The sequence below is a fragment of the Streptomyces gobiensis genome, assembly GCF_021216675.1.
GTDB classification, from domain to species: Bacteria; Actinomycetota; Actinomycetes; order Streptomycetales; family Streptomycetaceae; genus Streptomyces; species Streptomyces gobiensis.
Window position 1 is genome coordinate 1,450,642 of the sequence record NZ_CP086120.1, and the last position, 12,171, is coordinate 1,462,812.

Here is a 12,171-nt window from a genome sequence, read left to right on the forward strand (position 1 = left end):
AAGCACTGAGTAAGCACTGGCGTCGTACGAGAGCAGCGAGGTGATCGATGGCGTCCCCGGGACCCACCGGGCCGGCGATGAGCCGGGAGGAGGTGGACCGTGCGCTGGCGCGGCTCAGCGCGGAGCGGGAAGCGATCGAGTCATCGCTGCTCGCGCTGCAGGACCATGCCGGACGGCGGCTGCTGGAAGGGGCCGAGCTGACCGGCACCACCAAACACCGGTGGGCCACAGCGGAACACGCCATCTCGGTGCTGTGGGCACACTTCGAGACGTACGCCCAGGCGCTGGCCACCGCGGAGGAGCTGCGCGGCCGACGGCGCTGGCCGAGCCGGGACGACCTCACCGTGCTCACCGATATGCTCCGCGGCTCCGGGGTGACCATCGCCGGGGGCACCCCCGGGGCCACATCCGGGGCCGCCTCCAGCGGGCGGCTCGCCGAACGGATGAGCCTGGAGGAACTGGTCGAGCGGATGAACGGGGGCTACGCACGGGCCCTCGATGTGGTCGCCGCCGCCGACTCGGTGTGGTCCGCGCTGCCCGCCCGGATCGATCTGCTCGCCGCCGAGCTGCAGCGCATCCGCTCGCTGGCGCACTCGGTCGGAGTACGGCCCGGTGAGCACCCGGCGGGCGACGATCTGGAGCAGATCACCACCGAACTCACCATGCTGCGCGGGGAAGTGATCACCGACCCGCTCGCCTTCTGGATCCCGGCGGGAGGCAGCAGCGCACCCGGTGGTGGCCGGCCCGACACCGACCGGTACGACCGGGCGGCCCGGGCACTGGAGGAGGTACGCCGGGAGATCGACGCCGTGCTGGGCGTGCGGCAGGACGCCGAGCAGCGGCTGATGCGGCTGCGCGATGTCCTCTCCCGCGCGGACCGTACGCTCGCGGAGGCGCGGTCCGCACGCGGTGAGGTGCTGGCGAAGATCGCGGCGTCCGAGGTGCCCGCGGTGAGTGGGCCGCCGACGGCGCTGCATGAGCAGTTGGCGGCGGCCGTGGACTACCGGCGGCACGCTCAGTGGCATCGGCTCTCGCCCCTGCTGGAGAGTCTGGAGCAGCGCGCGGACGATGAGTTGGAGCGGGCCCGCGCCTCGCTGTCGGCGGTGACCGCGCCGCTGGCGGTGCGTGCGGAGCTGCGCGGGCGGCTGGACGCGTACAAGGCCAAGGTCGCCCAGCAGGGGATGGCGGAGGAGCCGATGCTGGTCGAGCGCTATGACCTGGCGCGCCGGATGCTGTGGAGCGCGCCGTGCGATCTACGCGCCGCCGAGCAGGCGGTGCTGCGCTATCAGCAGGCGGCCTCGGATGTCCTGGCATCTCCGCGGGATGGCCGGACCGACGGCCGCAGGGGGGACTACAGCTGATGACCGACCAGCGGCAGCCGTGCCAGCGGCCGAACTGCGAGGGCGCCTACGAGGACGTGGGCGGCGGTCAGCTGTACTGCGACATCTGCGGTGTCTCCCCGGTCATCTCCCCGGCCGGGCTGGTCAGCTCCCCGCCCACCGGAGTGACCAACCAGAGCGGCAGCCGATCCGCCGCCTCGCTGTCCGGTACGACCTCCAACCGCTCGGTATCGGTACGCAGCTCCCGTAAGAGCACGTCCTCTTCCTCCGGCCGGAACCGGCTGGGCGCGGGTCTGGTCACGGTCCCGGAGGTGCCGCGTCCCGACCCGGCTCTGGCGGTGCTGGCCAACCCGGAGGTGCCTGAGCGGAAGCGCTTCTGCAGCAACAGCGACTGCGGCAGCGCGGTGGGCCGGTCCCGGGGCGACCATCCGGGCCGTACGGAGGGCTTCTGCACCAAGTGCGGTCGCCGCTATTCCTTTGTGCCCAAGCTCAATCCGGGTGATGTGGTGCGCGGGCAGTACAAGGTCGCGGGCTGTCTGGCACACGGCGGCCTCGGCTGGATCTACTTGGCGGTGGACCACGCGGTCTCCAACCGCTGGGTAGTGCTCAAGGGGCTGCTGGATACCGGCGATGAGGACGCGATGGCCGCGGCGATCTCCGAGCGGCGCTTCCTCGCGGAGATCGAGCACTCCAACATCGTGCGTATCTATAACTTCGTTGAGCATCTTGACCAGCGCACGGGGAGCCTCGATGGCTACATCGTGATGGAGTACGTGGGCGGTAAATCGCTCAAGGAGATCGCCAATGAGCGGCGTACGCCGGAGGGCCGTCGCGATCCGCTGCCGGTCGAGCAGGCGTGCGCGTACGGTATCGAGGCGCTGGACGCGCTCGGGCATCTGCACAGCCGCAATCTGCTCTACTGCGACTTCAAGGTCGACAACGCCATTCAGCAGAACGACCAGCTGAAGCTGATCGACATGGGTGCGGTGCGCCGGATGGGCGACGAGGACAGCGCGATCTACGGAACGGTCGGCTACCAGGCCCCGGAGGTCGCGGAGCTCGGCCCCTCGGTCGCCTCCGATCTCTATACGGTGGCACGCACCCTCGCCGTGCTGACCTTCGACTTCCAGGGATATACGAACGTCTTCGTGGACAGCCTGCCGGACCCGGAGAACATCGAGGTCTTCCAGCGGTACGAGTCCTTCTACCGCCTTCTGGTGCGGGCCACGGACCCGGATCCACAGCGGCGCTTCGCCTCGGCGGAAGAGATGTCCGAGCAGCTGACGGGTGTGCTGCGGGAGGTCGTGGCGCTTCAGTCGGGCCGCCCACGGCCATCGCTGTCCACCCTCTTCGGTGCGGAACAGAAGGTCGCTGACACGGAGTTGCTGGCGCAGGCGACCGGCGACACCTCGGTGCTGGGCGCCCGCGTCGTCAAGCCGTCGCGGCGCGCGCGCAAGCGCCCGGCCGCATCGGTGGGCGACGGTACGGCCCAGGCCCACGCTCAGGCCCACGCCCACGCCCACGCCCACGCCCTGCCGGGCGGCGCGACCACATCGTCTCTCTACCCCACCGCCGGGGCGACTTACGGGCAGACGCCCGCGCATGTGCGGCTGCCGTCGCAGCTCACCGGGCGTGGGCAGCCGGATACCGCGCCCGAGACCGCGTCCGGGACCGTGCCGGGGCAGGTGGCGATGGTGCCGCTGGAGACGCGGGCCACAGCGCTCGCGCTGCCGGTGCCACGGGTGGATCCGGGCGATCCGAACGCGGGCTTTCTCGCGGGGCTGCAGGCCTCGGACCCCGCCGATCTGATCGCCGCGCTGCGGGCGGCGCCCACCGACTCCGCGGAGCTGCGGCTGCGGGAGCTGCGGGCGCGGCTGGAGATGCCCGGAGCGCAGGCCGGTGCGCTGGCCACCGAGGCGCTGGCCGAGTTGGAGGCCAAGCACGCCGATGACTGGCGGGTGATCTGGTACCGGGGTGTGTCGGCGCTGGTGAACGGCGACCGGGAGACGGCCGCGCTCTCCTTCGACGCGGTCTACGATGCCTTCCCCGGCGAGCCCGCGCCCAAGCTTGCGCTCGGTGTCTGTGCCGAGGTGCTGGGCCAGTTGGACAACGCCGCCGAGTACTACCGCCTGGTGTGGGCCACCGATCCCAACTACGTCAGTGCCGCCTTCGGGCTGGCCCGGGTGCGGCTGGCGGCCGGTGACCGGATGGGCGCTGTGGCTGCGCTGGAGTCCGTTCCGGAGGCGTCCATCCACTACATCGCGGCGCGAATAGCGGCCGTACGGGCCCGCTTGCGGCAGCGCGAGCCGCAAGGGCGGCTGCTCGACGATCTGTACGCCGCGGCTGACCAGGTGGAACGGCTCCAGGAGATGGGTCTGGACGCACTGCGCCGGGAGCGGCTGTGCACCGAGGTGCTGGGCAGTGCGCTGGACTGGGTGCTGGCGGGCAGACAAGGGGCGCCGCCGGGCCCCGAAGCCGGCCAGCTCAGACCGCTGCTGGGCAGCGCGCTGAGCGAGGAGGGTCTGCGGCTGGGTCTGGAGCGTGCGTACCGACGGCTCGCCCGGCTCGCGCAGACCGGTACTGAGAGGATCGAATGGGTGGAGCGGGCCAACCGCTTCCGCCCCCGGACGTGGGTGTGACGATGCCGCAGCTCAACCAACTCTCCACCTGCCCCAGCTGCGCGGAGCCGCTGGAGCAGGGCGACCTCTACTGTGGTGTGTGCGGCACCGATCTGTCGGCGGCCGCGCAGCAGCCGGGGTCTCCGCCCGTGCCACCGGTCGTGCGTACACCCACCCTGCCGGACTTCACCCTGCCGCCGCCCGAGCCGCGCACCGGCCCCCGGACGGACCCGCGTACGGACCCACGGACGGACCCGCCCTGGGACGTTCCGCCACCAGTGGATCCGGCCGCCTGCGGGATGGACGGCCGCAGCTGCGCCGCCTGTGGCACCGGCGCCATCGACAAGGACGGCTACTGCGAGCACTGCGGCCATGCCCAGCCCCGTGCGCGCGACCACATTGAGCGGGAGTTGGCGGGGGTGGCGGCGGCCAGCGACCGTGGTCTGCGGCACCACCGTAACGAGGACTCCTTCGCGGTCTCGGCGACCGGGCTGCCCGATGGCGCACAGGCCGTGATCGCCGTCGTCTGTGACGGGGTCTCGTCCTCGACCCGCCCGGATGAGGCGTCGGCGGCCGCCGCGGAAGCGGCCTGCGAGTCGATGGTCGCGTCGCTGCCCCGCGGTACCCACCCGCAGCAGGCGATGTACGCGGCTCTGGTGCACGCCGCGGAGGCGGTCAACGCCCTCGCCACCGAAGTACGCGACCCGGAAGAGAACGCCCCGGCCTGCACCATCGTCAGCACGGTGATCGCGGACGGCATCCTCACCGTCGGCTGGATCGGCGACAGCCGCGCCTACTGGGTGCCGGAGGACCGCAGCGCCCCGGCCGCCCGGCTCACCGAGGATGACTCCTGGGCCGCCCAGATGGTGGCTGCGGGGCTGATGAGCGAGGCCGAGGCCTACGCGGACCCCCGGGCGCACGCGATTACCGGGTGGCTGGGCGCGGACGCGTATGAACTCGACCCGCATACCGCTTCCTTCAAACCCGACCGGCCCGGTGTAGTGGTGGTGTGCACCGACGGGCTGTGGAACTACGCGGAGTCCGCCGAGGAGATGGCCTCCGCGGTGCCGCTCGACGCCCGCGTCCGGCCGCTGCCTTCGGCGCGGCACCTGGTCGGCTACGCCCTTCGGGGCGGGGGCCACGACAACGTAACAGTGGCGGTGGTGCCGTTCCCGGCCGTCCCCGGCCGGGAACAATCGGCCTGACGAGCTGAGTGGAAGCAGGCTATGGCCAATTTCGCTAAATCGAATGTGCCCCGGTTCTCCGTCGATGTGTATCAGAACGAATATCTGCCCGAGGAGGGCCGGGAGGTCAACGCCATCGTGACGGTCACCTCAACCGGCGGTGGCACGACCGGCGGTATGCCCTTACCCGTTGCGGACCTACCCGTTACGGACCCGGGCGCCGGGGTCGTCATCATGGTGGACTGCTCCGGCTCGATGGACTATCCGCCGGCCAAGATGCGCAACGCGCGCGAGGCGACCGTAGCCGCCCTTGAAACCCTGCGCGATGGCGTCGCCTTCGCCGTGGTCGCGGGCACCCATGTGGCGAAGGAGGTGTTCCCGGGGGACGGGAAGCTCGCGGTCGCCGACACCACCACCCGTAGCCAGGCAAAGGAAGCACTGCGCAAGCTGAGCGCGGGCGGCGGCACCGCCATCGGCACCTGGCTCCGTCTCGCCGACCAGCTGCTGGCGTCGGCCGAGGTCCCGGTCCGCCACGGCATCCTGCTCACTGACGGACGCAATGAGCATGAGGAACCGGAGGAGTTGAAGGCCGCCCTGGACTCCTGCGCCGGACACTTCACGTGTGACGCGCGTGGTGTGGGCACCGACTGGGAGGTCAAGGAGGTCACCGGGATCGCCTCCGCGCTGCTCGGCAGCGCCGATATCGTCGCCGACCCCTCAGATCTGGCCGCGGACTTCACCCAGATGATGGAGACCGCGATGGGCAAGGAGGTCGCGGATGTGAGCCTGCGGCTGTGGACCCCGCAGGGCGCCGAGGTCGCCTTTGTGAAGCAAGTCGCGCCAACCGTCGAGGTTCTGACCGAGCGGCGCACCGAAGCCGGTCCACGGGCCGGGGATTACCCCACCGGCTCCTGGGGCGATGAGTCCCGCGACTACCACATCTGCGTCCGGGTCCCGGCAGCCGCCATCGGCCAGGAGATGCTGGCCGCCCGGGTCTCGCTGATCCTGCCGCCTCCTGCGGGCGGTACCGCCCCGGCTGCCCCGCAGCGCCTCTCCCAGGGCCTGATACGGGCCGTATGGACCGACGACTTGGTCGCCACCACCTCCATCAATCCGCAGGTCGCGCACTACACCGGACAAGCCGAGCTGGCCCAGGTCATCCAGCAGGGGCTCGATCTGCGTAAAGCGGGTGATGAGGGTGGAGCGACCGCGAAGCTGGGCCGCGCGGTGCAGTTGGCAAGCGCGTCGGGGAACGCGGATACCGCGAAACTGCTTTCGAAGGTGGTGGACGTGGTTGACGCGGCGGCAGGTACTGTTCGCCTGAAGACAAAGGTCAGCGACGCCGATGAGATGACGCTGGAGACGCGGTCCACCAAAACGGTTCGCGTGAAGAAGTAGCGGTACAAAGGGGGAGGACCGACATGCCGACTTGCCCTAACGGCCACCAGTCGGCGGCCGACGACTGGTGCGAGGTCTGCGGACACCGTGTGGCCTCCGCACCCGGCGGCGCGGTGCCGCCGCCCCCGCCCCCTCCCCCGCCGCCCGGTGGCTATGGCTACCCGGGTCAGGGCGCCCCCTCCGCGCCGATGCCCGGCCAGCCCACCGCACAGGCGGAGCTGTGCCCGCAGTGCCACACACCGCGCGAGGCCGGAGCCCCGTTCTGCGAGGGGTGCCGGTACAACTTCCACACCCACTCCCCCACCAGCTATGCGCCGCCCGCGCCACCGCCCGGCTATCAGCAGCAGCCGGGGGCGCCGCTGGGCTACGACAGCTCCCGGCCCTCTGAGATAAACCGCCCGGCCGAGCCGCTGGCCCCCGCACCGCCGCAGCAGGCCGGAGGTGACTGGCCGCTGCCGCCACCGGCGCCATACCCGGGTCAGCCGTATCCGGGCCACCCGGGCCAGCACGGCCAGCCGGGCCCGCCGCACCCGGGCCAGCACGGCGGCCATCACAGCCAGCCGGGCAGCCAGCCGGGCCAGCACGGCCAGCCGGGACCCGGCGGAGGTATGCCGCAACCTGCGGGGTGGATGGTGACCATCGCCCCGGACCGGGAGTACTTCACCGCGATGATGCAGCGCAGTGGACCGGAGGCGGCATCCCTCAACCTGCCCGCCTACTCCCCCGAGCAGCAGCTCCCGCTCTCCGGCCACCAGGTCACCATCGGCCGCCGTCGGCAGTCCACCGGCGAGGCCCCGGACATCGATCTGGCCAGGCCCCCGGAGGACCCGGGTGTCTCACACCAGCACGCGGTGCTGGTGCGGCAGCCGGACGGCAACTGGGCGGTAGTCGACCAGGACTCCACGAACGGCACCACCCTCAACGGCGCCGAAGACCCCATCCAGCCCTTCGTCCCGATCCCCTTGAAAGAGGGCGACCGGGTCCATGTCGGCGCCTGGACGACGATCACCCTACGCCGGGCATAGCTGCCAGCGGTAAGGCCCGTCCGGAGTATCCAGCCAGGCCCACTGCGAACTGGCACGGACGGTCACCCCGTAGCGCTCCCGGGGCGGGCGGCCCTCGTGCCGCCACATCTCGTACGCCTCCAGCGGGTCCAGCCGTCCTGCGGCCAGGACAAGCAGAAAGCGGAAGGATTCCTCGCGTATGGCGTGCCGGGGCACCCCGTGGGTGTGGAGGGGTGGCTCATGCTCCGGAAGGCCACCGCGCAGCGGTACGAAGTAGGCCGGGGTCTGCAGGAAGTGGCCTTCCCCATAGGTGCCGTCCGGTACCCGGAGCCTGATCAGCCCGGTCGCCAGCGGCGCCAGGATCAGCCCGCCGGGGGCCGACTGTTCGATCCAGGTCTGGGGAATGGTGTTCAGCCCACAGGTGGCGATGATCCGGTCGTACGGGGCCCGCGCCGGACAGCCGCGCGCCCCATCGCCGGTGACCACCGTGGGCCGGTAACCGGCCCTGGCGAGATGGGCGCGGGCCGGCTCGGTGATCTCCGGGTCCAGATCGACCGTGGTCACCTGCTCGTCTCCCAGCCGGTGCGAGAGCAGCGCCGCGTTCCAGCCGGTGCCGGTGCCGATCTCCAGCACGGTCATCCCGTCGCCGACCTCCAGCGCCTCCAGCATCCGGGCCATAAGCGAGGGCTGGCTGCTGGACGAGATCAGCTCGCTGTCACGCAGCCGCGTCGCCAGCGCGACATCCTCATAGCACCCGTCCAGCCAGCGTTCCCGCGCCCGCGGATCAGGATCCTCGCCCCACCGCCGCTCGTGTCCGCGCGACGTACCGACAAAGTACGAGGGCACGAAGAGCTCTCGCGGCACGGCTTCGAACGCCGCCCGCCAGGCCGGATCCGTCAACGCGCCACCGGCGACGAGCTCCCGCAGGAGCGCTTCCCTCCGCATACCTCCACTGTCCCGCCCATCCCCCCACCCCGCGAGACCGCCCCCGGTGTTGTGGGCAGTCGTTCCGCAGGGCGTGGGGGCACCTCCCAGCGTTAGCTGGGGGAGGGTGGGCACAACCCCCGGCCATCGGCCCGCACCGGCAAACCCGCGGGGCCCCGGGGCGAAGCCCCGGTTTCCGGGAAGGGGCGGGATACGGGGAAACCCAACCCACGGCACCCCGCAACCGGGCGAAGCCCCGCCGCGCGGCGGAGCCGCATACCGGCACAGCCGGGAAGGGGCGGGTATTGGGGAAAGAACCCCACCACGGCACCCCCGCAACCAGGCGAAGCCCCGCCCGCGACGCAGCCGCACATCAGCACAGCCGGGAAGGGGCGGGGACACGGGGAAACCCACCCACAGCGCCCCGCCCCCGGGGCGAAGCCCCGCCACGCGGCGGGGCCGCACATCAGCGCAGCCGGGACCCGGGAACCCGGGCAGCCCCTCGGGGTCGGGCCGCGCATCTGCGACCATGGGAGGCGTGATGGAGATTCCGCGCGGCAGCTTGCAGCAGCAGACGTTCTTCGAGCAGGTCGGAGGCGAAAAGACCTTCCGACGGCTCGTCCGGCGCTTCTACGAAGGCGTCGCGGAAGACCCCGTGCTCCGCCCCATGTACCCGGAAGACGACCTCGGCCCGGCCGAGGAGCGCCTCGCGCTCTTCCTGATGCAGTACTGGGGCGGCCCCCGCACCTACAGCGAGAGCCGGGGCCACCCCCGCCTCCGGATGCGGCACGCACCCTTCACCGTGGACCAGGCCGCGCATGACGCCTGGCTGCGGCATATGCGCGACGCGGTGGACAGCCTGGAGCTGGACCCGGAGCTCGAAAAGCAGCTCTGGGACTACCTGGTCTACGCCGCCGCCTCAATGGTCAACTCCGCATAACCGACCAGCCGCCCAGCCGCTCAGACCGGGGTGACCGTCAGCCCCGAGGAGCCGTTCGTACGGACCACCACGGAGCCGTAAGGCGTGCGGAGCCTGAGCCAGCTGCCCGCGGTGAGCAGGGTGACCGGCTCCTTGCCGCGCAGAAAGCCGAGGGCGTGGGCGGCGTGGACGGCGCGCAGTGGGAGGCCGGTCCGGCCGAGCGGCCGGGACCAGATCTCCTCGGCGAGGGCGTCCAGGGCCTTACGGCCGCGCTCCTGCGGCGGCAACTTCTCCGTGCGCTCCCGGAATTCGGCTACCGCCGCGGCCGCGACGGTGCGCACCGCGTCCGGCGGAAGCTCGCCACGCGGCTGCCAGCCGCCGCGCGGCGGCAGCAGCCCGGCCCAGGGCGGGCCGGTGACGGCGCTGGGCACGGTCACCGTCTCCCGCTTCTCGTCGACGCCCTCCAGCAGCTCACCGGCGGAGACCGTGGTGTCCAGCTCCACCGGTTCGAGCAGCTGTGCGGTGCGTACCGCGAGCACCTCGAAGCGGGCGGGCTTGGCGAAGATCCCGGCCACGCCGCCACCCGCCTGGATACGAACGGCGGCGTTCTTCTCCCAGCGCAGCAGCCGTTCCAGGAAGGCGGCGAGTCCCGCCGCCTCCCCGGGATCAGCGAATGTCAGACGCCGCGCTGTCATCGAAGTACGCCTCCAGAAAGGATCTTTCCTCGGCGGTCAGCCGCCGGGGATGTTCTTCCTTCAGGTTGTACGGCACCACAATGGTGGCGGCCCGGACATAAACGGTATCGGTGTCCTTGATCTCGTAGGAGATCGTCAGCGACGCGGCTCCCAGCTTGGACACCCAGGACTCAACGGTCACCGGCTCATGCCGGTGGACCAGCGGACGCAGATAGTCGACCTCGTGCCGGGCCACGACCGACCCGCCCGTGAACGCCCCGGAGGCCGCCTCCCGCGCCAGCCGGAACATGAAGTCGATCCGCGCCTCCTCCAGATACCGCAGGAAGACGACGTTGTTGACATGCCCGAAGGCATCCATGTCCGACCAGCGCAGGGGGCAGTGGTAGATGTGCCGCACGCTCAGCCCCGGGTGAGCTTCTTGTAGGTCACCCGGTGCGGACGCGCCGCGTCCGGGCCAAGCCGCTCGATCTTGTTCTTCTCGTACGACTCGAAGTTGCCCTCGAACCAGAACCACTTGCTCTCACCCTCATAGGCGAGGATGTGGGTGGCGACGCGGTCCAGGAACCACCGGTCGTGGGAGACGACCACGGCGCAGCCGGGGAAGTCCAGCAGCGCGTTCTCCAGCGAGGACAGCGTCTCCACGTCGAGGTCGTTGGTCGGCTCGTCGAGCAGCAGCAGGTTGCCGCCCTGCTTGAGGGTGAGCGCGAGGTTGAGGCGGTTGCGCTCACCGCCGGAGAGGACACCCGCCGGCTTCTGCTGGTCCGGGCCCTTGAAACCGAAGGCGCTGACGTAGGCGCGGGAGGGCATCTCGACCTGGCCGACGTTGATGTAGTCGAGCTCATCGGAGACGACGGCCCACAGCGTCTTCTTCGGGTCGATATTGGCGCGGGTCTGGTCCACGTAGGAGATCTTGACCGTGTCGCCGACCTTGATGGTGCCGGAGTCCGGCTCCTCCAGGCCCTGGATCATCTTGAACAGCGTGGTCTTGCCGGCGCCGTTCGGGCCGATGACGCCGACGATGCCGTTGCGCGGCAGCGTGAACGACAGATCGTCGATGAGGACCTTGTCGCCGAACGCCTTGTTCAGGTTCTCGATCTCGACGACCACATTGCCCAGACGCGGGCCCGGCGGGATCTGGATCTCCTCGAAGTCCAGCTTCCGGGTCTTCTCGGCCTCGGCGGCCATCTCCTCGTAACGGGTCAGTCGCGCCTTGGACTTGGCCTGACGTCCCTTGGCGTTGGAGCGGACCCACTCCAGCTCTTCCTTGAGCCGCTTCTGCCGCTTGGCGTCCTTCTGGCCCTCGACCTTGAGGCGGGCCTGCTTCTTCTCCAGGTAGGTGGAGTAGTTGCCCTCGTACGGGTGGGCACGGCCGCGGTCGAGCTCGAGAATCCACTCGGCGACGTTGTCCAGGAAGTACCGGTCGTGGGTGATGGCCACGACGGTGCCCGCGTACTTGGCGAGGTGCTGTTCCAGCCACTGCACGGACTCGGCGTCCAGGTGGTTGGTGGGCTCGTCGAGCAGCAGCAGGTCGGGGGCCTCCAGCAGCAGCTTGCAGAGCGCTACGCGGCGCTTCTCACCACCGGAGAGGTTGGTGACCGGCCAGTCGCCGGGGGGGCAGCCGAGGGCGTCCATGGCCTGCTCAAGCTGAGCGTCGAGGTCCCAGGCGTTGGCGTGGTCAAGCTGCTCCTGCAGCTTGCCCATCTCCTCCATCAGCTCATCGGTGTACTCGGTCGCCATCTGCTCGGCGATCTCGTTGAACCGGTCAAGCTTGCCCTTGGTCTCGGCCACGCCTTCCTGGACGTTCTCCAGGACGGTCCTGGACTCGTTCAGCGGCGGCTCCTGGAGCAGAATGCCCACGCTGTAGCCGGGCGACAGGAAGGCGTCGCCGTTGGAGGGCTGCTCAAGGCCCGCCATGATCTTGAGCACCGTGGACTTACCGGCGCCGTTGGGGCCCACGACACCGATCTTCGCACCGGGCAGGAAGTTCAGGGTGACGTCGTCGAGGATCACCTTGTCGCCGTGCGCCTTGCGCGTCTTGCGCATGGTGTAGATGAACTCAGCCAAGAGAAACCGTCCGGCATCTGGAAGT

General features: G+C 70.5%; 10 protein-coding genes. 6 read left to right on the forward strand and 4 right to left on the reverse strand.

Features of this window, described 5'->3' with window-relative positions:
- Nucleotides 1-47: 47 nt before the first annotated feature.
- Genes test1122_RS06740 through test1122_RS06760 form a run of 5 tightly spaced genes read left to right on the forward strand, consistent with a single transcriptional unit; the run spans nucleotide 48 to nucleotide 7,565 of the window.
- Nucleotides 48-1,361, forward strand: coding sequence for a coiled-coil domain-containing protein (locus test1122_RS06740; protein ID WP_232268244.1), 1,314 nt, complete (start codon nucleotides 48-50; stop codon nucleotides 1,359-1,361).
- The gene (locus test1122_RS06745; protein WP_232268245.1) at nucleotides 1,361-3,979 is read left to right on the forward strand and encodes a serine/threonine-protein kinase; all 2,619 of its coding nucleotides are present in this window, start codon (nucleotides 1,361-1,363) and stop codon (nucleotides 3,977-3,979) included. Before test1122_RS06740 ends, test1122_RS06745 begins: the two co-directional genes overlap by 1 nt.
- Before the next feature lie 2 nt (nucleotides 3,980-3,981).
- Nucleotides 3,982-5,163 carry a PP2C family protein-serine/threonine phosphatase gene (locus tag test1122_RS06750; RefSeq protein WP_232268246.1) on the forward strand — a complete coding sequence of 394 codons (1,182 nt, stop codon included), beginning with the start codon at nucleotides 3,982-3,984 and terminating at the stop codon, nucleotides 5,161-5,163.
- 21 nt (nucleotides 5,164-5,184) lie between these two features.
- Nucleotides 5,185-6,540 (forward strand): vWA domain-containing protein, encoded by a 1,356-nt coding sequence (locus tag test1122_RS06755; RefSeq protein WP_232268247.1) that lies wholly within the window; start codon nucleotides 5,185-5,187, stop codon nucleotides 6,538-6,540.
- Nucleotides 6,541-6,563: 23 nt separating this feature from the next.
- Nucleotides 6,564-7,565 (forward strand): FHA domain-containing protein, encoded by a 1,002-nt coding sequence (locus test1122_RS06760; protein ID WP_232268248.1) that lies wholly within the window; start codon nucleotides 6,564-6,566, stop codon nucleotides 7,563-7,565.
- Here the strand turns inward: test1122_RS06760 and test1122_RS06765 are convergent.
- Complete coding sequence (locus test1122_RS06765) at nucleotides 7,551-8,489, reverse strand: methyltransferase domain-containing protein (protein WP_232268249.1); 939 nt, start codon at nucleotides 8,487-8,489, stop codon at nucleotides 7,551-7,553. The two genes, test1122_RS06760 and test1122_RS06765, sit on opposite strands and share 15 nt — an antisense overlap.
- 517 nt (nucleotides 8,490-9,006) lie before the next feature.
- Between test1122_RS06765 and test1122_RS06770 the strand changes: the two genes are divergently transcribed.
- Nucleotides 9,007-9,408: a globin gene (locus test1122_RS06770; RefSeq protein WP_277879800.1), complete on the forward strand. Its 402-nt coding sequence runs from the start codon at nucleotides 9,007-9,009 to the stop codon at nucleotides 9,406-9,408.
- A gap of 20 nt (nucleotides 9,409-9,428) precedes the next feature.
- On the opposite strand, the gene test1122_RS06775 is transcribed toward test1122_RS06770, so the two are convergent.
- From test1122_RS06775 to ettA, 3 genes are read right to left on the reverse strand one after another with little or no spacing between them, the layout of a single operon-like run.
- The gene (locus test1122_RS06775; protein WP_232268250.1) at nucleotides 9,429-10,082 is read right to left on the reverse strand and encodes a DUF8185 domain-containing protein; all 654 of its coding nucleotides are present in this window, start codon (nucleotides 10,080-10,082) and stop codon (nucleotides 9,429-9,431) included.
- Nucleotides 10,054-10,479 (reverse strand): acyl-CoA thioesterase, encoded by a 426-nt coding sequence (locus test1122_RS06780; RefSeq protein ID WP_277879801.1) that lies wholly within the window; start codon nucleotides 10,477-10,479, stop codon nucleotides 10,054-10,056. Before test1122_RS06780 ends, test1122_RS06775 begins: the two co-directional genes overlap by 29 nt.
- Before the next feature lie 2 nt (nucleotides 10,480-10,481).
- A complete protein-coding gene (gene ettA / locus test1122_RS06785) occupies nucleotides 10,482-12,146 on the reverse strand; it encodes an energy-dependent translational throttle protein EttA (protein ID WP_232268251.1) in 1,665 nt (554 codons plus the stop codon).
- Nucleotides 12,147-12,171: the final 25 nt, after the last annotated feature.

What these genes read in the sequence shown, in the direction of transcription:
- test1122_RS06755 (WP_232268247.1), top strand. Translation starts at nt 5,185, where the DNA reads ATGGCCAATTTCGCTAAATCGAATGTGCCCCGGTTCTCCGTCGATGTG.
- test1122_RS06740 (WP_232268244.1), top strand. Translation starts at nt 48, where the DNA reads ATGGCGTCCCCGGGACCCACCGGGCCGGCGATGAGCCGGGAGGAGGTG.
- test1122_RS06760 (WP_232268248.1), top strand. Translation starts at nt 6,564, where the DNA reads ATGCCGACTTGCCCTAACGGCCACCAGTCGGCGGCCGACGACTGGTGC.
- test1122_RS06775 (WP_232268250.1), bottom strand. Translation starts at nt 10,082, where the DNA reads ATGACAGCGCGGCGTCTGACATTCGCTGATCCCGGGGAGGCGGCGGGA.
- test1122_RS06750 (WP_232268246.1), top strand. Translation starts at nt 3,982, where the DNA reads ATGCCGCAGCTCAACCAACTCTCCACCTGCCCCAGCTGCGCGGAGCCG.
- test1122_RS06745 (WP_232268245.1), top strand. Translation starts at nt 1,361, where the DNA reads ATGACCGACCAGCGGCAGCCGTGCCAGCGGCCGAACTGCGAGGGCGCC.
- test1122_RS06765 (WP_232268249.1), bottom strand. Translation starts at nt 8,489, where the DNA reads ATGCGGAGGGAAGCGCTCCTGCGGGAGCTCGTCGCCGGTGGCGCGTTG.